The organism is Janthinobacterium sp. GW822-FHT07H10 (assembly GCF_058798675.1).
Map to the genome: position 1 here is coordinate 25,104 of NZ_JBXAKS010000007.1, position 18,646 is coordinate 43,749.

The 18,646-nt window shown below is 62.1% G+C and carries 18 protein-coding genes; 7 read left to right on the plus strand and 11 right to left on the minus strand.

Going from position 1 to position 18,646, the window contains the following annotated elements:
- The first annotated feature begins 156 nt into the window (after positions 1–156).
- The 3 genes from AC1RDJ_RS16835 to AC1RDJ_RS16845 all read left to right on the plus strand — a co-directional run bounded on the left by AC1RDJ_RS16835 (position 157) and on the right by AC1RDJ_RS16845 (position 3,847).
- On the plus strand, positions 157–2,244 hold the full coding sequence (locus AC1RDJ_RS16835; protein ID WP_493028172.1) for a sensor histidine kinase: 2,088 nt from the start codon (positions 157–159) through the stop codon (positions 2,242–2,244).
- Positions 2,237–2,881, plus strand: coding sequence for a response regulator transcription factor (locus tag AC1RDJ_RS16840; RefSeq protein WP_493028173.1), 645 nt, complete (start codon positions 2,237–2,239; stop codon positions 2,879–2,881). The genes AC1RDJ_RS16835 and AC1RDJ_RS16840 overlap by 8 nt, the downstream gene beginning before the upstream one ends.
- Before the next feature lie 99 nt (positions 2,882–2,980).
- A complete protein-coding gene (locus AC1RDJ_RS16845; RefSeq protein WP_493028174.1) occupies positions 2,981–3,847 on the plus strand; it encodes a tetratricopeptide repeat protein in 867 nt (288 codons plus the stop codon).
- On the opposite strand, the gene AC1RDJ_RS16850 is transcribed toward AC1RDJ_RS16845, so the two are convergent.
- Positions 3,844–4,806, minus strand: a complete 963-nt coding sequence (locus AC1RDJ_RS16850) for a GlxA family transcriptional regulator (RefSeq protein WP_493028317.1) — start codon at positions 4,804–4,806, stop codon at positions 3,844–3,846. The genes AC1RDJ_RS16845 and AC1RDJ_RS16850 overlap by 4 nt on opposite strands.
- A 142-nt stretch (positions 4,807–4,948) precedes the next feature.
- Between AC1RDJ_RS16850 and AC1RDJ_RS16855 the strand changes: the two genes are divergently transcribed.
- A complete protein-coding gene (locus AC1RDJ_RS16855) occupies positions 4,949–5,596 on the plus strand; it encodes a cysteine hydrolase family protein (RefSeq protein WP_493028175.1) in 648 nt (215 codons plus the stop codon).
- 9 nt (positions 5,597–5,605) lie between these two features.
- On the opposite strand, the gene AC1RDJ_RS16860 is transcribed toward AC1RDJ_RS16855, so the two are convergent.
- Entirely contained in the window at positions 5,606–6,115 is a 510-nt protein-coding gene (locus tag AC1RDJ_RS16860; protein WP_493028176.1) for a hypothetical protein, read from the minus strand.
- A 151-nt stretch (positions 6,116–6,266) separates the two neighbouring features.
- Here AC1RDJ_RS16860 and AC1RDJ_RS16865 point away from each other — a divergent pair, with 151 nt between their 5' ends.
- Entirely contained in the window at positions 6,267–6,827 is a 561-nt protein-coding gene (locus AC1RDJ_RS16865) for a YdcF family protein (protein ID WP_493028177.1), read from the plus strand.
- A gap of 199 nt (positions 6,828–7,026) precedes the next feature.
- On the opposite strand, the gene glpK is transcribed toward AC1RDJ_RS16865, so the two are convergent.
- The 8 genes from glpK to glpD all read right to left on the minus strand — a co-directional run bounded on the left by glpK (position 7,027) and on the right by glpD (position 16,281).
- A complete protein-coding gene (glpK, locus tag AC1RDJ_RS16870) occupies positions 7,027–8,520 on the minus strand; it encodes a glycerol kinase GlpK (RefSeq protein WP_493028178.1) in 1,494 nt (497 codons plus the stop codon).
- An 81-nt stretch (positions 8,521–8,601) separates the two neighbouring features.
- A complete protein-coding gene (locus AC1RDJ_RS16875) occupies positions 8,602–10,329 on the minus strand; it encodes an ABC transporter substrate-binding protein (RefSeq protein ID WP_493028179.1) in 1,728 nt (575 codons plus the stop codon).
- Between the two features lie 117 nt (positions 10,330–10,446).
- Positions 10,447–10,722: a DUF2160 domain-containing protein gene (locus tag AC1RDJ_RS16880; RefSeq protein WP_071326346.1), complete on the minus strand. Its 276-nt coding sequence runs from the start codon at positions 10,720–10,722 to the stop codon at positions 10,447–10,449.
- 31 nt (positions 10,723–10,753) lie between these two features.
- Positions 10,754–11,560, minus strand: coding sequence for a carbohydrate ABC transporter permease (locus AC1RDJ_RS16885; protein ID WP_442905900.1), 807 nt, complete (start codon positions 11,558–11,560; stop codon positions 10,754–10,756).
- Positions 11,557–12,441, minus strand: coding sequence for a carbohydrate ABC transporter permease (locus AC1RDJ_RS16890; RefSeq protein WP_493028180.1), 885 nt, complete (start codon positions 12,439–12,441; stop codon positions 11,557–11,559). The genes AC1RDJ_RS16885 and AC1RDJ_RS16890 overlap by 4 nt, the downstream gene beginning before the upstream one ends.
- Positions 12,441–13,544, minus strand: coding sequence for an ABC transporter ATP-binding protein (locus AC1RDJ_RS16895; protein ID WP_493028182.1), 1,104 nt, complete (start codon positions 13,542–13,544; stop codon positions 12,441–12,443). Before AC1RDJ_RS16895 ends, AC1RDJ_RS16890 begins: the two co-directional genes overlap by 1 nt.
- 1 nt (position 13,545) lies before the next feature.
- A complete protein-coding gene (locus AC1RDJ_RS16900) occupies positions 13,546–14,649 on the minus strand; it encodes an ABC transporter ATP-binding protein (RefSeq protein ID WP_071322984.1) in 1,104 nt (367 codons plus the stop codon).
- An 81-nt stretch (positions 14,650–14,730) separates the two neighbouring features.
- The gene (gene glpD / locus AC1RDJ_RS16905) at positions 14,731–16,281 is read right to left on the minus strand and encodes a glycerol-3-phosphate dehydrogenase (RefSeq protein WP_493028183.1); all 1,551 of its coding nucleotides are present in this window, start codon (positions 16,279–16,281) and stop codon (positions 14,731–14,733) included.
- 191 nt (positions 16,282–16,472) lie between these two features.
- Between glpD and AC1RDJ_RS16910 the strand changes: the two genes are divergently transcribed.
- Entirely contained in the window at positions 16,473–17,231 is a 759-nt protein-coding gene (locus AC1RDJ_RS16910; protein WP_493028184.1) for a DeoR/GlpR family DNA-binding transcription regulator, read from the plus strand.
- A 340-nt stretch (positions 17,232–17,571) separates the two neighbouring features.
- Positions 17,572–18,075, plus strand: a complete 504-nt coding sequence (locus tag AC1RDJ_RS16915; RefSeq protein ID WP_071322982.1) for a MarR family winged helix-turn-helix transcriptional regulator — start codon at positions 17,572–17,574, stop codon at positions 18,073–18,075.
- A gap of 67 nt (positions 18,076–18,142) precedes the next feature.
- Here the strand turns inward: AC1RDJ_RS16915 and AC1RDJ_RS16920 are convergent, their stop codons facing one another.
- Entirely contained in the window at positions 18,143–18,478 is a 336-nt protein-coding gene (locus tag AC1RDJ_RS16920; protein ID WP_071322981.1) for a hypothetical protein, read from the minus strand.
- Positions 18,479–18,646: the final 168 nt, after the last annotated feature.

Consider the following 18,646-nt stretch of genomic DNA (forward strand, 5'->3'; position numbering starts at 1 on the left):
ACTTCCCATTCAAGCAAGAGTGTGTTTTTGATAAATTAAAATTCATTAATATTTTCTTATTTGCCACATATTTAAAATATTTCTTCTTGGAAAGCCAACCTGGACACGGTACATTTATCCTTAAACAAGCGGTACTACACTTTGGTTCTATTGATAGTGGCACCCGAAACCCGTAGCATCGCGCTCGGCAATTTCAACTCAATCGCTTCATTCATGGGAATAATTACAATGTTGCTTTTTGGGGAATATGAGAAAATTATTTTCAAGCGAAATTACTGCCTCTTCATTACCTACATCATCTTTTCAACACTTATCGGTATCGTTGGGTTTGCGGCACATGCCGGGCCGCAGGAAGGGGCTGCGATGGATGCCGGGCAAGCGGCGGGCCTGGGCGTGGTCCAGCGCTATCAGGCGCTGGAAGACAGCGATTGTGCACTGCACCTCGAGACGGCAAGGTCTAGCCAGCACTGGATCGACGTGGCGGATCGGTCGCCCAATTTCGGCTTCACCAGCGCCTGCTGGTGGATCAGGTTCAATCTCGACAATTCCGGCCCGCAGCCGGCGCAAGTGACGGTGGACCTGGGCACGCCCTTGCAGGATTTTGTTGACTGGCATGTGCTTGACAGGAGCGATGGCCGCCTCCTGACGAGCGTCCGCAGCGGCGACCGGCGCGACTTCAATTTCCGCTATCAACAATCGCTGACCTTGGCATTGCCGCTGGCCATGGCTGCCGGACAACAACTGGCCGTGTACGCCAGGCTGGCCACCTTTGACGGCTTTCAGGAACCGCTGGCCCTTGCCGTGCGCAGCAGCGATGCCTTTTCCCTCGCAAAATCCAGGGAGCTGTTATTAACAGGCATGTATTTTGGCTGCCTGCTGGCATTCTGCATTTACAGTATCTTTCTTTTTATTTCAACCAAAGAAAATATTCATATCACCTATGCGGCATTTCTTCTCCTGCTGAGCCTTACCACTTTCATCTATTATGGCGCCAGCACCGGACTCCTTCATTCCATCAATGCCGATTTCAACAATGCACTGCTGCCCTTCTTTTTTTCTCTGTGCATGTTCTTCTTTTTCATTTTCGCCAGAACCTATCTGAAAATACCGGACCTGCCGCCCAATATTCTCATCGAAACCTACAATGTCATCATCACGCTTCTGTTACTGATATCGCCCCTGGCATTTCTTCTTGGCTATGCCATCGCCTATGCCGCCAATGCCACTCTCGTGCTATGCAACATATTGATTCTTCTGCTATTGACCATTCGCCTATGCTGGAAAAAAAATATGAATGCCATTTTTTTATTTATCGCGTTCTTTCCACTTGGAACATCCCTTTCCTTGAAACTGCTTAGCCTGGACAATTTCATCACCGTTCAGCATCTGATTGAAAATAATTTCTACCTGGCGGAAAGCACGATTTTTTCCGTGGTGGCCCTGAGTTTCTCCATTGCCCATTCCATGAAAATCATGCGGCTGGCGATGGAAAAAGCCAGGTCGCGCGAACTGGAATCGACGATCGCGCTGCAAGACAATGAACTCAAGCTGCTGCATCTGTCGCGCGTCACCCTGGCAGGCGAGTTGAGCGGGGCGATCGCCCACGAATTAAGCCAGCCGCTCACCTCCATCCTCAGCAATGCCCAGGCTGCCGAATTCATGATACGCAACCGGCATTTCAATGAATCGGCACAACTGGCCATCACGCGCGACATCATCGACCAGGCCAAGCTGGCCGCCACGGTCATCGCGAAAATCAGGAAGCTGCTTTATCCCGGCAAACGAAGTACCGACCGCATCCGCGTCAATGACGTGCTGGCCAGCGCCCGGTTATTTCTCCAGCACGACTTGACGCTCAAGAATATCCGCCTGACGGAATATGGCGACCATGCGCTGCATGTGAGCGGCGACCTGGTACAGATCCAGCAAGTGATGATCAACCTGCTGGCCAATGCGATCGAAGCGGTCAAGGACTTGCCCGACGAGCGCAAATGCGTGTACCTGTCGGTACGCGCCTATCTGGGGAAATACGCGCTATTTACCATCAGCGATACGGGAGTGGGCTTGCCTCCCGATCAACACGACAGGATATTCGACGCGTTCTTTACCACCAAGGAAGGCGGCATGGGACTGGGCCTGAATATTTGCAAGAAAATCATCGTGGCCCACTATGGTGAAATCTGGGCCCGCTCCTCCTACCCCTTCGGCTCCATCATCGAATTTACCCTGCCCACCGATGAGTAAATCCAGCGCCGCCGCCCCCCGCGTTTTCCTCGTCGATGACGACCTGTCCATCCTGCGTGCGCTGGAAAGAATCTTTTCCAGCAGTAGTTATTCTGTCCAGACATTTTCTTCCGCAGAGGATTTCCTGGCCATGGCCGACCTGCAGCAAGCGGGTTGCCTCGTGCTCGACCTGTCCATGCCCGCCATGTCCGGTTCCCTGCTGCAGGAGCACCTGCTGCGCAACAAGTCGTTGCTGCCGGTCATATTTTTGACGGGCAATGGCGACGTGGCCAGCAGCGTCAAGGCCATGAAGCTGGGCGCGTTTGATTTCCTGACCAAGCCCGTCGATGCCCACTGCCTGCTCGAGGCCGTGCAACTGGCGCTGGCGCTGAACCGCAGGCTGATCGCGGACCAGGCCCTGCTGCGCTCGATAGAACTGCGCCTGGGCAGCCTGACGAAACGCGAACATCAAGTCATGGATCTCGTCGTCTCAGGCCGGCTGAACAAACAGATCGCGGCCGAACTGGGCACGGTGGAACACACGATCAAATTGCACCGCGCCAGCGTCATGCGCAAGATGCACGCCGATTCCTTCTCCGACCTGGTGACCACCATCAATACCCTGCGCTCGCTGACCAGCCCATCGAGCGGGCGCTGAGCAAGGCGCGCCAGGCCCGCCTGCAGCGGCAGGCGCCGATGCAGGGCGCCCCACGGCACGCTCTTGCTCTACACTGGCGTTTTATCCTCCGCTACCTCCATGCAATTACCCGCACACCTCGCGCACATTTCCACTGACCACGACTGGCGGCACGACACGCCCTACCCGCCGCTCGGCTTCAGCCCTTTCTTCGAAGGCGCGCTCGGCAACGGCGACACTTTCGGCCTGTACTGGCCCATCGGACGCGAAGCGAGCGAACCCATCGTGGTTGATACGTGGCACGACGAATGGCGCCTGCAGCCGAACTTTTCCAGCCTTGCTGCTTTCCTGCGCGCCTACGCCGCGTCGGAAGAGGACGACATCGTGGAAATGCCTGCGCTAGCCGACGACCCCGCCTCGCCGCGCGCCGCCTTCCTGGCGGCAAAGCAGCACGTCGCGCAGCGCGAGCCGGCCGCCGCCATCGGCTTGCTGGAAGCGGCGCTGGCCATCTTGCCCGAATACACGGACGCGCTGGCGCTGCTGCATGGACTATACGTGCGCGCAGGCAGAAGCGAGGAGGCGCGCAAGGTGGCCATCCAGGCCATCATCTCGCCGCCCTGCTTCGGCGCCAGGCCGCTGAAAGCCTTGCAGTGGCTGCGCGCGCAGCCCGCTCCCGCCTCCGGCGCGGCCGACCCCATCTGGCGCGCATGCGGGCAGCTGTCGCTGCAGTTCGGCGGCAGCAAGGACAATGGGGATTACCCCGTGCTGCTGGGGGCCATCGACGACTACCTGGCCCAAGGCAAGGTGATTGCCGCCTCGACCCTGATGCAGACGTATGCGGAACTCATGAGCGCCGAAACCGTGTCGTTCCGGGAGCGTCACGGTTTCGACACGGCCGCCTTCATCGCGCGGCAGATCGCCGTCAGCGCGAAGCTGCCCGACGGCAGCCGCGACACGGCAAGGCTATCGGCCACCCGCGACACTTAAGCCTGTAGCGCCAGTTTCTCGCGGAACAGCTTGCGATAGGCCGACGGCGACGTCTGCAAGTGCGCGCGGAAATGCTGGCGCAGCGACAGGGCCGTGCCGAAGCCCGCTTGCTGCGCCACCACGTCGATCGACGCCGCGCTTTTCTCGAGCATGCCTTGCGCATGCGCAAGGCGCTGGTTCAGCAGCCATTGTTTAAAAGACGTGCCCGTCGCCTGGCGGAAGTGGCGCGTGAAGTTGCGCCGGCTCATGGCGGCCCGCTCGGCCAGCGCATCGATGCTGTGGACCATGGACAGATTGGCCGTCACGCAGGCAAGCACGTCGGCAAAGCGCCCCTCGCTGCCGGACACGGGCAGCGGGCGCTCGATGAACTGGGCCTGGCCGCCCTGGCGGTGCGGCGCCACCAGCAGCCGGCGCGCCACCCGGTTGGCCACCTCGGCGCCCGCCAGCTGGCGCAGCAGGTGCAGACAGCAATCGAGGCCGGCCGCCACGCCGGCCGACGTCAGCATGCCGCCATCGTCCACGTACAGCATGTCGCGCGCGACCCGCACCGCCGGGTAGCGCGCCGCCAGTTGATCGGCCATGCCCCAGTGCGTGGCGGCGCTCTTGCCATCCAACAAGCCGGCCTGCGCCAGGGGAAACGCGCCCAGGCACAGGCCCACCATGCGCACACCGCGCCCGCTGGCAGCCCGCAGCGCGTCAAGCAAGCTGGCCGGCGCCTCGCGGCAATCGTCGTGCCAGGCCGGCATGATGACGATATCGGCGCCGTCCAGGCCTTCCAGGCCAAATTCGGGCGTGATGGCAAAGCCAGCCGCCGTGCGCAGGGGCGCGGGGTCGGCGGCGCAGACGCGCACGTGGAAGCGCGGCAGGTCGATCTCGTCCGTCTGGGCGCCAAACACGAGGCAAGGCACGGACAGGTGGAAAGGCGTCATGCCGTCGAAGGCAATCACGGCCACCGTCAAGGGGGCGCAATGGGAGATGGAAATAGGCATGGCCCGATTTTATCGCAGATAGGCCTTCGGGCCACTTTTTGTTTGCAGTGCGCGGCCTGACAATGGCCTTATCGAGGAGCCATTTCCTCTGTCCCCCCTTCCAGGAGAACCCATGTCCACCCAAGCCGCCACCGCACCACGCCGCGCCCTGCTCGTCATCGACGTGCAAAATGAATACTTCACGGGCCAGATGCCCATCGAATATCCGTCCGTCGACATTTCCCTGCCGAACATCGTCCAGGCCATGGATGCCGCCCGCGCCGCCGGCGTGCCCGTCATCGTCGTCCAGCACGATGCGCCGGAAGCCTCGCCCATCTTCGCCAGAGGCAGCGACGGCTGGCAACTGCACCCGCAGGTGGCCGCCTTTGCCGCCGACCACCGCATCAACAAGAACATGGGCAGCGCATTTGCCGGCACGGACTTAAGCGCCTGGCTAAGCAGCCACGGCATCGACACCCTGAGCGTGATCGGCTACATGACGCACAACTGCGACGCCGCCACCATCTACCAGGCCGCGCACGACGGCTTGCAGGTCGAGTTCCTGCAGGACGCCACCGGCACCCTGCCCTACGCCAATGCGGGCGGCGCGGCCAGCGCCGAGGAAATCCACCGCGTGTTCAGCGCCGTATTCCATTCGAATTTCGCCGCCGTCGTCAGCACGCGCGACTGGCTCGATGCCGTGCGCGCAGGCAAGCCGCTGGATAAGGATAATATTTATCTGTCGAACCAGCGCGCGCGGGGCGTGGGCGGCATCGTCTGAGCGTAGATGTTAAAAGCGCCGGTGCCCGTCATCGGCGTCGCAGCGGCCGCTGAACTTGATCATGCCATCGACCGTGATGACGCCGCTGCGGCGGTTGATGACGACGGTGGGACGGTTCAAGGCGTTCAGCTGGAAACGGCCGCGGATTTCATCGTGGCCAACGATCAGGTCCATTACGTCCCACCAGCCATCGCTGCTGTCGGCATGGATCGGTGGAATCAGCTGCTTCGGCAAGCGGATTTGCGCCGCGCCGCCGTGGATGGACACATTGACGGCCGTATCGAAATTGCTCTTGCCCGTCTCCAGGGTGGATTTCTGCACATACTTGTGCCTGTCGTTGTCCCATTCCATGCCGGAACGGTTTTCCATGACAATTTTTTCCGCTTCGCCATAACACACGAGCTGGATATCGTCGCCGCGCCCGGCGGATCCGGCGCGGTCATACTGGTTCGAAGGGTCGGACTGGCCCGTTTGCGCGGCGAAGGCCATGGCGATCAGGATGCTGGATACGGCTGTCATGCTGCTTCTCCAATACAGGGTGGGTGGTCCAGGGTTGCCAGATAACCAAGCTTAGCATAGACGAACATCCCCCTGCGCTGGCTTGAGAACGCGCAAGTCATCCGCCATCTGCTACAGTCGCGCTCACGAAAAACCTGCTGGATGTATAGCGATGCGAACAATACGATGGACCGCCCTGCTGGCGCTGATCACTTTCCTGCTGGCCACGACAGCACTGGTATTGACGGGACTCGACGACAAGCTGGCGCCCGCCGATGTGATCGTGGTGCCGGGCAATACCATCGCCCCCGACGGCACGCCCAGCCCCCGCCTGCGGGCGCGCCTCGATGCGGCCCTGGCGCAATTCCAGGCGGGCCGGGCGCCGCGCATCCTCGTCAGCGGCGCCACGGGCAAGGAAGGCTTCGACGAGGCCGCTTCCATGGCGCGCTACCTGCAAGCGCGCGGCATGCTGGCCGGCGCCATTCTTGAAGATAATCAAGGCTGGACCACGGACGCCACGGCCCGCAACGCGGCGCTGCTCATGCGCGCGCATGGCTGGCGCACGGCCATGGTCGCCACGCAATATTTTCACGTGCCCCGCTTCCGGCTGGCGCTGGAGCGCAGCGGCATCGATGTCAGCGGCAACGTGCACGCGCCCTACTTCGAGCGGCGCGACCTGTATTCCATCCCCCGTGAAACGGTGGGCTACCTTGTGTATTACGTGAAATCCTGAGCACGACAATACTCGCCTTTACGGCCAGTTTTATCCTGGTGGCCGCCTGTGCCGTGCCGCCGATGCGGAGCCGCTGGGCGCCGCTGCCTGCCTGGCCCTGTCTGGCGCCCTGATGCTGGGCGTCTGCATCGCCGCCGTTGGCGCGCTGGCGCAACGCCGGGCCTGCTAAAACGCGTGGCAAGGCCAGGCCAGTAAGCGGTCACTCGCTCCAGTCGCGCGAACGCTCCACGGCCCGCTGCCATTTGTGCAGCCGCGTCAGGCGCTCGTCGGCCGCCATGGCCGGTTCGAAACGGCGTCCCACCTGCCACTGGGCGGCGATTTCTTCCTCGGAAGTCCAGAAGCCCACGGCCAGGCCCGCCAGGTAGGCGGCGCCCAGGGCCGTCGTTTCCGTCACCACGGGACGCACCACGGGCACATTCAAGATGTCGGCCTGGAACTGCATCAGCATGTCGTTGCGGGCCGCGCCGCCGTCGACGCGCAACTCGGACAGCGCAATGCCGGCATCATCCTGCATGGCGGACAAGACGTCGACGTTCTGGTACGCCACGCCTTCGAGCGCCGCGCGCGCGATGTGCGCCTTGCCCGTGCCGCGCGTGATGCCGATCAGGGTGCCGCGCGCATACGGGTCCCAGTACGGCGCGCCGAGGCCCGCGAACGCGGGCACGAAGACCAGGCCGCCCGAATCGGGCACGCTGGTGGCCAGCGCTTCCACTTCGGACGAGTCGCGGATGATGCCGATGCCGTCGCGCATCCACTGCACGGCCGCGCCCGCGATGAAGGCGCTGCCTTCCAACAGGTAATCCGTGTTGTCAGGGCCCGCTCCCAGGCTCCAGCCCACCGTCATCAACAGCCGGTTTTTCGATTGCAGCGGCCGTTTCCCCACGTTCATCAGCATGAAGCAGCCCGTGCCGTAGGTATTCTTCGCCATGCCCGGCTTCAGGCAGGCCTGGCCAAACGTGGCCGCCTGCTGGTCGCCCGCGATGCCGGCGATGGGCACGGGCACGCCCAGCAAGGCCGCATGCGTGTGCGCGGCCACGCCGCTCGATGGCGCGACGTCGGGCAGCAAGGAAGCGGGAATATCGAGCAGCGCCAGCAAGTCCGTGTCCCACTGCAAGGTGTGGATGTTGAACAGCATGGTGCGTGAAGCGTTGCTCGTGTCCGTGATGTGGGCGCCGCTCATCTTGTAGATCAGCCAGCTGTCGACCGTGCCGAAGGCCAGCTCGCCCCGCTCGGCGCGCGCGCGGGCGCCCGGCACATTGTCGAGCAGCCATTTGAGTTTGGTGGCGGAAAAATACGCGTCCAGCACGAGACCCGTCTTGCGCTGGATCAAGTCCGCCTTGCCCTGTTCGACCAGCTGCTCGCAAAAGGCCGCGTTGCGCCGGTCTTGCCAGACGATGGCGTTGGCGACAGGCTCGCCCGTGGCGCGGTCCCACAGTACCGTCGTTTCGCGCTGATTGGTCACGCCGATGGCGGCCACGTCGGACGCCGCCACGCCGCTGTCGCGCAGCACCTGCCGCAGCACGCCTTCCTGCGAGGCCCAGATTTCACCGGCATCATGCTCGACCCAGCCCGGCTGGGGGAAAATCTGGCGGAACTCGCGCTGCGCGCTGGCGTGCGGCCGGCCAGCGTGGTCGAACAGGATGGCGCGCGAACTGGTGGTGCCCTGGTCTAAAGCAAGTATGTATTTGGTCATGGTCGCTACTACGGCTATACAGTAAAAAAGGCACGGGCAAACGCCCGTGCCCCGGAACAACGGCGGCAGGAGTTTACACGACTACTTTACCTTGCCTTCTTTCCAGGCTTGCAGCAGCTTGTCGTAGGCAATCGTTTCACCCTTCGGCTTTTCATTCGCCAGCTTTTTCCATGGGGCGTGCTGGTCCGACAGGTACTGGTTCGGGTCGCCTTTCGGATTGAGCTTGGGCGCGCACGCCTTCATGCCGGCCCGCTGCAGGCGCGCCATGACCTGGTCCATTTCCTCGGCCAGGTTATCCATGGCGGCTTGCGGCGTTTTTTCCGCCGTGATGGCCGTGGCCACGTTCTTCCACCACAGCTGCGCCAGTTTCGGATAGTCGGGCACGTTGTTGCCCGTCGGCGTCCACGCCACGCGGGCCGGGCTGCGGTAGAACTCGATCAAGCCGCCGTATTCGTTCGCATGTTTCGTGAAGTAATCGTGGCGGATGTCCGAATCGCGGATGAAGGTCAGGCCGACGATCGATTTCTTCAGCGACACGGTTTTCGAGGTGACGAATTGCGCGTACAGCCAGGCGGCGGCCTTGCGGTCGTCCGGCGTGGACTTGAACAGGAACCAGGAACCGACGTCCTGGTAGCCGTTCTGCATGCCCTCCTTCCAGTACGGGCCGTGCGGCGACGGCGCCATGCGCCATTTCGGCGTGCCGTCCTTGTTGACCACTGGCAAGCCCGGTTTCGTCATGCCGGCCGTAAACGCCGTGTACCAGAAGATTTGCTGGGCGATTTCGCCCTGCGCCGGCACGGGGCCCGATTCCGAGAAATTCATGCCGTTCGCCTGCGGCGGCGCGTATTTCTTCATCCAGTCGATATATTTCGTCAGCGCAAACACGGCGGCCGGCGAATTGGTGGCGCCGCCGCGCGACATCGACGCGCCCACGGGCGTGCACTTGTCGGCCGCCACCTTGATGCCCCACTCGTCGACGGGCATGCCGTTTGGAATGCCCTTGTCGGCCGCGCCAGCCATCGACAGCCACGCATCGGTGAAGCGCCAGCCCAGCGAAGGATCCTTCTTGCCGTAATCCATGTGGCCATAGACTTTCTTGCCGTCCAGTTCCTTCACGTCATTCGTGAAGAAGTCGGCGATGTCTTCATACGCGGACCAGTTCTGCGGCACGCCCAGTTCGTAGCCATACTTGGCCTTGAACTTGGCTTGCAGATCCTTGCGCGCGAACCAGTCGGCGCGGAACCAGTACAGGTTGGCGAATTGCTGGTCGGGCAGCTGGTACACCTTGCCATCGGGCGCCGTGGTGAAGCTGATGCCGATGAAATCCTTCAAGTCGAGGCCAGGATTCGTGTAATCCTTGCCCTTGCCGGCCATGTAGTCGGACAGCGGCTCCACGGCGCCATAGCGGTAGTGGGTGCCGATCAGGTCGGAATCGGAAATCCAGCCGTCATAGATGCTCTTGCCCGACTGCATGGACGTCTGCAGCTTTTCCACCACGTCGCCTTCCTGGATGATGTCGTGGCGCACCTTGATGCCCGTGATGTCCTCGAAGGCCTTGGCCAGGGTCTTCGATTCGTAGACGTGGGTGTCGATGGTTTCCGAGACCACGGAAATTTCCTTGATGCCTTTGGCTTTCAGCTTGGCGGCCGCATCGATGAACCATTTCATTTCAGCAAGCTGCTGCTGCTTGCTCAGGCTGGAGGGCTGGAACTCCTTGTCGATCCAGGTTTGCGCCTGCTTGGCGTCGGCCAGGGCCGCATTCGACACGAGCATGGCCGCGGCCGCGAAGACCGTGAACTTCAATTTCATCGTGAATCTCCTTTTTAGTTGTCATCCGGCCTGCCATGGGCGGGCCGGTTTTTCATCTACGACGTCATACACCTAACTTGTAGCACCTGACGCAAGCGCAGCTTGTGCCAGGTGCCCTCACCCCCAACGCATTACAATTAACAACAACACAAAACTGATGGCAGCCCCGATCGCCTGCTGCATTTCCGTGAATCCCGCCCAGGCCAGGTTGACATACGCGGCCAGCAGGAGGCCGATGAACAGCCGGTCGCCGCGCGTGGTGGGCATGGGCAAAAAGCCCTTGCGCTCGATGCTGGGCGAACGGATTTGCCAGATCGTCATGCCGGCCAGCATCAGGCCGATGCCGATGAAAAAGACGGCCACTTCCGGCGTCCACGCCATCCAGCCGAACAGGCTGGCGGTGCTGTCGATATTGTTTTCCATCTCACACCCTCCCCATGGCGAAGCCCTTGGCAATGTAATGGCGGACGAACCAGATCACCAGCGCGCCGGGCACGATGGTCAGCACGCCGGCCGCCGCCAGCACGCCCCAGTCCATGCCGGCCGCCGACACCGTGCGCGTCATGGTGGCGGCGATGGGCTTGGCATTGACCGAGGTCAAGGTACGCGCCAATAACAGTTCCACCCAGCTGAACATGAAGCAGAAGAACGCCGTCACGCCCACGCCCGACTTGATCATCGGCAAGAAGATGCGGATGAAGAAGCGGGGGAAGCTGTAGCCATCGATATACGCCGTCTCGTCGATTTCCTTGGGCACGCCGGACATGAAGCCTTCGAGTATCCACACGGCCAGCGGCACGTTGAAGACCATGTGCGCCAGCGCCACGGCCAGGTGCGTATCCATCAGTCCCACCGTCGAATACAGCTGGAAGAAGGGCACGAGGAAGACGGCGGGCGGCGTCATGCGGTTGGTCAGCAGCCAGAAGAACAAATGCTTGTCGCCGACAAAGTTGTAACGCGAAAACGCATACGCGGCCGGCAAGGCCACCGTCACCGACATCACCATGTTCAGCGCCACGTAGATCATGGAATTGATGTAGCCGCTGTACCACGACGGGTCCGTGAAGATGGTCTGGTAGTTGGCGAACGTCAGCTGCTCGGGCCACAGGCTCAGCACGCCGACGATTTCCTCGTTCGTCTTGAGCGACATGTTGAGCATCCAGTAGATGGGCAACAGCGAGCCCAGCAGGAAGACGGCGAGGATGGCGCCGCTGATTTTACGGTTCATCATTTCTGGTCTCCCGTGCCGACGCGCTGCATCCACGTGTACAGCACAAAGCAGAACAGCAGGATGATGAGGAAATAGATCAGTGAGAAGGCCGAGGCAGGTCCCAGGTCGAACTGGCCCACGGCCTTTTGCGTCAGGTATTGCGACAAAAAGGTGGTGGCATTGCCCGGCCCGCCACCGGTCAGCACGAACGGTTCCGTGTAGATCATGAAGCTGTCCATGAAGCGCAGCAGGACGGCAATCATCAGCACCTTGCGCAGCTTCGGCAGCTGGATGTAGCGGAACACGGCCAGGCGCGAGGCGCCGTCGATGCGCGCCGCCTGGTAATAGGCGTCGGGAATGGCGCGCAAGCCCGCATAGCACAGCAGCACGACCAGGGGCGTCCAGTGCCAGATATCCATCACCATCACGGTCAGCCACGCATCGAGCGAATTGCCGTTGTAATTGTAGTCAAAGCCCAGCTGGTTCAAGGTATAGCCCATCAGGCCGATGTCGCCGCGGCCAAAGATTTGCCAGATGGTGCCGACCACGTTCCAGGGAATCAGCAGGGGCAGCGCGATGAGCACCAGCGCCAGCGACGCCTTCCAGCCGTCGGCCGGCATGCACAGGGCGATCAGGATGCCCAGCGGAATCTGGATGGCCAGCACGGAGCCGGAAAACAGCAGCTGGCGCAACAGCGCGCTGTGCAGGTCGCCGTCGAGCATGACCATGCGGAACCACTCGGTGCCGACGAACACCTTTTGCGTGGGGCTCAGGATATCCTGCACGGAATAATTAACCACCGTCATGAGGGGCAGGATGGCGGAAAAGGCCACGCACAGCAGCACGGGCAGGATCAGCAGCCAGGCGCGGCGATTATTATCGGTTTTACCAGTATTGATCATCAGGCCACCCGCTTGTCGTTGACGTAGAACAAAGTGCGTTGCTGGGGAAAGCGCAGCCGTACTGCGTCGCCGGCGACGGCATCGATGGCGCGCAGCTTGGCCGCCACCGTGGCGCTGCCGAGGCGAAACTCGGCCAGGTAGTGCGTGCCCATGTTGCGCACGGCCGTGACCGTGGCGGCCACGGTATCGCCGCCGCCCGCATCGCCGCTATCGCTTGCCGTCAGACACTCGACGAATTCGGGCCGCACGCCCACCGTGATCTTTCCCTGCGCGCCCAGCAGGGCCGCGCGCGCCGCGTCAGCGAGCGCCAAAGGCTGGCCCGCCACCCGCGCCACGCCATCCTCGACCGTGCAATCGAGCAAGTTCATGCCCGGGTTGCCGATGAAATAGCCGACGAACGTGTGCTCGGGTTCCTCGAACAGCGCTTGCGCGCTGCCCGTCTGCACTACTTCGCCCTGCGTCATGACGACCACCTGGTCGGCAAAGGTCAGCGCTTCCACCTGGTCGTGCGTGACGTAGATCAAGGACAATTTCAGTTCGTGGTGGATTTCCTTCAATTTTCTGCGCAGCAGCCATTTCAAATGCGGGTCGATCACCGTCAGCGGTTCGTCGAACAGCACGGCGGCCACGTCGGGGCGCACGAGCCCCCGTCCCAGCGAAATCTTTTGCTTGGCGTCCACGGACAAGCCGCTGGCGCGCAACTTCAGGTCGCCCGTCAATTCCAGCATCTGCGCCACCTGCTGCACGCGCTTTTTCACCTCGATCTCTTTCCAGCCGCGATTACGCAACGGAAACGCCAGGTTGTCGTGCACGGTCATGGTGTCGTAGATGACGGGAAACTGGAACACTTGCGCGATATTGCGGGCTTCCGTCGGCAACTGCGTGACATCCTTGCCGTCGAACAGCACCTTGCCATGCGACGGTTTCACGAGGCCGGAGATGATATTGAGCAAGGTCGTCTTGCCGCAGCCGGACGGTCCCAGCAAGGCATACGCGCCGCCGTCATGCCACGCCATACTCATGGGCCGCAGCGCGTAGTCGGCGGCAGCCGCCGGGTTCGGTTTATAGGCGTGGGCCAGGTCGACCAGTTCGATGCGCGCCATGTCAGGCTCCCCCTGCCGTGGCTTGTCCCGGAGCGAACAGCAGGCCGCCGTCTTCCGCGAAGATCAGCAAGGCATGCGGCTGGCAATACACGGTGCAGGCGCTGCCGATTTCCAGGTTGTGCACGCCGCCGAGCTGCGCCACCAGGGCCAGTTCGCCGCGGCGCGCATGCACATAGGTTTCCGAGCCGCTGATTTCCGCCAGGTCCACCTGCGCGGCGATGGGCACGTCGCCATCGGATTGCGGCGCCAGGTGCAGGCTGTGGGCGCGCACGCCGAGGATCACGCTGCTCTGCGCGCCGAGGCGCGCGCGCTGTTCGCCGCTCAGGTGGATGGCCAGGCCGTCGCCCGCCTGCGCCACGCCGTGCGCATCGATGCGGGCGGGAATCAGGTTGATGGGCGGATCGCTGAAGGTGCGCGCCACATCGATGGAATTGGGCGCGTTGAAGACGTCGAGCGTCGGTCCCTGCTGCAGCAGGCGGCCTTCGTGCAGGACGGCCACGTGACCGCCCAGCTGCAGCGCTTCCAGCGGTTCCGTGGTGGCGTACACGACGGTCGTGCTGCCGCTGGAAAACAATTCCGTCAATTCGCGGCGCAATTCCTCGCGCAATTTATAGTCGAGGTTGACGAGCGGCTCGTCGAGCAGCAGCAAGGACGCATCCTTGATCAGCGCGCGTCCCAGCGCCGTGCGCTGCTGCTGGCCGCCCGACAGTTCGCCCGGCGTGCGCTGCAGGTAGGGCGTGATGTGCAGGCGCTCGGCCAGCGCCAGCACTTTCTCGCGTATGCGCTCTTCCGGCACCTTGCGCAAGCGCAGGGGCGAAGCGATATTGTCGTAGACGGTGAAGGCCGGATAGTTGATGAATTGCTGGTACACCATGGCCAGGTTGCGGCGGCTGACGGGCACGCCCGTCACATCGACGCCATCGGCCGTGACGCTGCCGCCGCTGGGCTTGTCCAGGCCCGCCATGACGCGCATCAGGGTCGTCTTGCCGGCACGCGTCGTGCCCAGCAAGACATTGATGGCGCCCGGCACCAGCGCCAGCGACATCGGATATAAATAGTCGTCAGCCCCCTGCTTCCTGCTGATCTTGTCCAGTACCAGTTGCACGCGCTTCTCCTCCAGTGATGTGTTCTTATTCTTCGCCGCGCCCTCTGCGGAGCACGGTCGCCAGCGTCATCTTGTTCCAGGTTACAACGGATGCTGCAACAGCCAGGCGTCGAGCCTGCCCGCCGTCTCGCGCGGCAGGTGCAAGCCCAGCTTGGAGCGCCGCCACAGGATATCGGCGGCGCTCACGGCCCATTCATGGCGCCGCAGGTAATCGACCTCCGCCGCGTACAGGCCGGCGGCGAGCTCCTCGCCCATGGCCGCCATCTCGCGCCGCCCCTCGAGCAGCAGGTGGATGCGGGTGCCGTAAGCGCGCGCATAGCGGGCCACGAGCGCCGCCGGCAGCCACGCATAGTCGCGCTGCAAGCCTTGCACGAACTGGCCAAACTCGCGCACCGCGCGGTTCTGCGGCGTGCTGCCGAACACGTCGCCGCCGGGCAGGCAGGCCTGCTCCGTCCACGCCGGCCGCGCATTGCCAAGCACCGGCGCCAGCAAATCGAGCGCCTCCTCGGCCAGCTTGCGAAACGTCGTGATCTTGCCGCCGAAAATGCTCAGCAGCGGCGCGCCATCCTGGTCCAGCTCGAAACGGTAATCGCGCGTGACGGCCTTGGCGTCGGCCGCCGCGTCCTCCACCAGCGGGCGCACGCCCGCATACGTCCACACCACGTCGGCAGGCTTGACGGGCTTGCTGAAATAGTAACTGGAAAGCTCGCACAAGTAACGAATTTCCTCGTCGTCGATTTCCACCTTGCCGCTGTCGCCGTGATAGTCGAGATCGGTGGTGCCGATCAGGGTGAAATCGTGCTCGTACGGAATGGCAAACACGATGCGGCCGTCCGGATGCTGGAAGATGTAGGCATGATCATGCGCGAACAGGCGCTTGACGACGATATGGCTGCCCTTGATCAATCGCAAATGCCGGCCCTGTCCGCCGGGCGCCGCCTGCTGCAGGAACTCGGCCGTCCACGGCCCGGCCGCATTGACGACGCTGCGCGCGCGCACGGACAGCGCATGTCCGTCGCCTTGCAGCAAGGTAGCCAGCCAGGCGTCGCCATCGCGCCGCAGGGCCGTGCAGCGCGTGCGCGTGAGGATGCGCGCGCCCTTCTGCGCCGCATCGACGGCGTTCAGGACCACCAGGCGCGCATCGTCGACCCAGCCATCGGAATACACGAAGCCGCGCTTGAACTCGGGCTTCAAGGGCTGGCCCGCCACGTGGCGACGCAAGTCGATGCCGCTCGAGGCGGGCAGGATTTCGCGGCGCGCCAGCATATCGTAGAGAAACAGGCCGGCGCGTATCAGCCACGCGGGACGCTGACCCTGGGCGTGCGGCATGACGAAGCGCAAGGGCCGCATGATGTGCGGCGCCGAGCGCAGCAGCACTTCGCGCTCGATCAGCGCCTTGCGCACGAGGCCGAATTCATAGTATTCGAGGTAGCGCAAGCCGCCGTGTATCAGCTTGGTGGAGGCCGACGAGGTGTGGGAAGCGAGGTCGTCTTTTTCGCACAGCAGCACGGACAGGCCCCGTCCGGCCGCGTCGCGCGCGATGCCGGCGCCGTTGATGCCGCCGCCCACCACCAGCACGTCGCATGCGATCGTGCCTGTTGCCGCTTCCACGTCCTGCTGTGCTGCCGCCATCGGAACTCCGTGCTTGTCGGGGACGCGCTGGCGAGGAAAGACTAGGCATCGCCGGCGACTGTCGTTAAGATCGATATATAGCTAATACGAATGCAATATGAATAAGATACGCCAGAATTCGAACTCATAGCAACATATTTTTAATACTATTTGTTCGTTTCTGTTCGTTTTTGACTTTTAAAGAGACAACCATGATCTTGAATCCCCGCCAGCGCCGCATGCTCGAAGTGGTGCGCCAGAAAGTCACCATGTCGGTCGAAGAGCTGGCCCAGCAGCTGGACGTGACGCCGCAGACCGTGCGCCGCGACGTCAAGCAGATGGAAGAGGCGCGCCTGCTGGCCCGCTATCACGGCGGCGTCGGCTTGCCCTCGTCCGTGGAAAACATCGATTACAGCCAGCGGCAGGTGTTCAACAGCGGGGCCAAGCGGCGCATCGCGGCCGCCGTCGCCGCGCAGGTGCCGCATGGCTGTTCGCTGTTGATCAATATCGGCACCACCACCGAGGAAGTGGCGCGCGCGCTGGGCCAGCACACTGGCTTGCACGTGGTGACGAACAACCTGAACGTGGCCGCCATCCTGGCCGACAATGCCGCCTGCGAAGTGATCGTGGCCGGCGGCGTGGTGCGCGGGCGCGACCGCGGCATCGTCGGCGAAGCCACCATCGACTTCATCCGCCAGTTCAAGGTCGACATCGGCATCATCGGCATTTCCAGCATCGACGAGGATGGCAGCCTGCGCGACTTCGACGCGCGCGAAGTGAAGGTGGCGCAAGCCATCATCGAGCAGTCGCGCGAAGTGTGGCTGGTGGCCGACCAGCACAAGTTCGGCCGCAAGGCCCTCGTGCGCCTGGCCGACCTGGCCCAGGTCGACATGCTGTTTACGGATGCGCCGCCGCCGCCCCGCTTTGCCCAGGTCTTGCGCGACGCGGGCGTGAAGGTGGTGGTAGCCTGACGGCATGGGAGACGCCCTGTCGCGCAGGCAATACGCCATATGTGGGCGACTTCACTGAATGATATGAAATATTTATCAATTCGGCAAAAATGCTGTTACCATTGAGGCAACATGCGTTATTTTTTTAATCTTCCTCTCTGGTAATACGATTATTTGCTTGATATTGCTTTTTATATATCCAGAGCAAGGAAATGAAGAAAAACGCATTGAGCGTAAATGATTTCCTGTGAAATCAGTGTTAGAACTACCTCAAAGCAAGCTGCGTCCCTAAACAAACCACTCGACAGCAAGTGCGAAGGCCTTAACCATGCCGGATGCGCCGCCCAGTGAAGGAAAAGAAATGAGCCATAATTTTGAAGCGGCCGCTACGCCGCAAATCTCCCATCCCAACAGCGTCGCCGTCAGCGAACTGGAAGCACACCTGGGTTACTGGCTGCGCTTCGTCTCCAACCACGTCTCCCACAGCTTCCAGAAGAAAGCCGAAGCCAATGGCGTGACGGTGTCCGAGTGGGTGGTGCTGCGCGAAATGTTCCGCCTCGGCTGCACCTCGCCCACGGTGCTGGCGCAAGTGGCCGGCATGAGCAAGGGCGCCGTATCGAAACTGATCGACCGCCTGGAAAGCAAGGGCATGGTCAGCAAATCGATCCTGCTGGCCGACCGCCGCCAGCATTCGATCGAGCTGACCACGGAAGGCGAGGCCCTGGTGCCCGTGCTGGCCGACATGGCCGACCAGAACGACGAGGAATTCTTCGGCAAGCTGCCGCGCCAGCTGCGCGACGACCTGCTCGAAGCGATGAAGGAAGTGGCGCGCACGCACCAGCTGAAAAGCGCCCCGCTGAACTGATCGCCGGCAAGAGAACAGTAATAAAAAAGGACGCCGCAGCGTCCTTTGGACTGTCCGGACCTGCACCTCAGGCGGCGGGCGACGGCAGGGCGATGCCGATGGCGGCCGCCGCTTCCGCGTTCTCGCTGGGCGAGCCGGCCAGCACATAGCCGCGCTCGAGCAGTTTGCCCGTGTAGTATTTATTGTACAAGAAGGCCCATACGACGCCGACGATGAACATGCCGAAGCCGGCCGTGAACAGGCCGATGATCACCGTCACGACGAAGGCGCCGATAAAAGTAATGAAGTCGCCGCGAAACAGGGCCGGGAAAAAGCCGAAGAAGAACGTGGTCCACGAAAAGCCGTAAAAGCCGTCTTTCATCAAGCCCGTGTCCTTGTGCTTCATTGCAATCCGAGTTGCCATTACTGTTCCTTTGTTTTTTGAAGTAGAAAAAATTACAATTCCATTTTATCAACCTTCACATATTTCCGTGTGGAAATTTTTCTGAGCGACACGGTTTTCCCGGCTGGCAGCCGAATCCGCCCGCCGCCCCATCTGCGCTAAGATGCCGGCCTGACTCTTTTTCCGGAA

What these genes read in the sequence shown, in the direction of transcription:
- AC1RDJ_RS16885 (WP_442905900.1), bottom strand. Translation starts at nt 11,560, where the DNA reads ATGATGAACCGTAAAATCAGCGGCGCCATCCTCGCCGTCTTCCTGCTG.
- AC1RDJ_RS16890 (WP_493028180.1), bottom strand. Translation starts at nt 12,441, where the DNA reads ATGATCAATACTGGTAAAACCGATAATAATCGCCGCGCCTGGCTGCTG.
- glpK (WP_493028178.1), bottom strand. Translation starts at nt 8,520, where the DNA reads ATGACCAAATACATACTTGCTTTAGACCAGGGCACCACCAGTTCGCGC.
- AC1RDJ_RS16875 (WP_493028179.1), bottom strand. Translation starts at nt 10,329, where the DNA reads ATGAAATTGAAGTTCACGGTCTTCGCGGCCGCGGCCATGCTCGTGTCG.
- glpD (WP_493028183.1), bottom strand. Translation starts at nt 16,281, where the DNA reads ATGGCGGCAGCACAGCAGGACGTGGAAGCGGCAACAGGCACGATCGCA.
- AC1RDJ_RS16910 (WP_493028184.1), top strand. Translation starts at nt 16,473, where the DNA reads ATGATCTTGAATCCCCGCCAGCGCCGCATGCTCGAAGTGGTGCGCCAG.
- AC1RDJ_RS16865 (WP_493028177.1), top strand. Translation starts at nt 6,267, where the DNA reads ATGCGAACAATACGATGGACCGCCCTGCTGGCGCTGATCACTTTCCTG.
- AC1RDJ_RS16855 (WP_493028175.1), top strand. Translation starts at nt 4,949, where the DNA reads ATGTCCACCCAAGCCGCCACCGCACCACGCCGCGCCCTGCTCGTCATC.
- AC1RDJ_RS16845 (WP_493028174.1), top strand. Translation starts at nt 2,981, where the DNA reads ATGCAATTACCCGCACACCTCGCGCACATTTCCACTGACCACGACTGG.
- AC1RDJ_RS16920 (WP_071322981.1), bottom strand. Translation starts at nt 18,478, where the DNA reads ATGGCAACTCGGATTGCAATGAAGCACAAGGACACGGGCTTGATGAAA.
- AC1RDJ_RS16840 (WP_493028173.1), top strand. Translation starts at nt 2,237, where the DNA reads ATGAGTAAATCCAGCGCCGCCGCCCCCCGCGTTTTCCTCGTCGATGAC.
- AC1RDJ_RS16915 (WP_071322982.1), top strand. Translation starts at nt 17,572, where the DNA reads ATGAGCCATAATTTTGAAGCGGCCGCTACGCCGCAAATCTCCCATCCC.
- AC1RDJ_RS16895 (WP_493028182.1), bottom strand. Translation starts at nt 13,544, where the DNA reads ATGGCGCGCATCGAACTGGTCGACCTGGCCCACGCCTATAAACCGAAC.
- AC1RDJ_RS16860 (WP_493028176.1), bottom strand. Translation starts at nt 6,115, where the DNA reads ATGACAGCCGTATCCAGCATCCTGATCGCCATGGCCTTCGCCGCGCAA.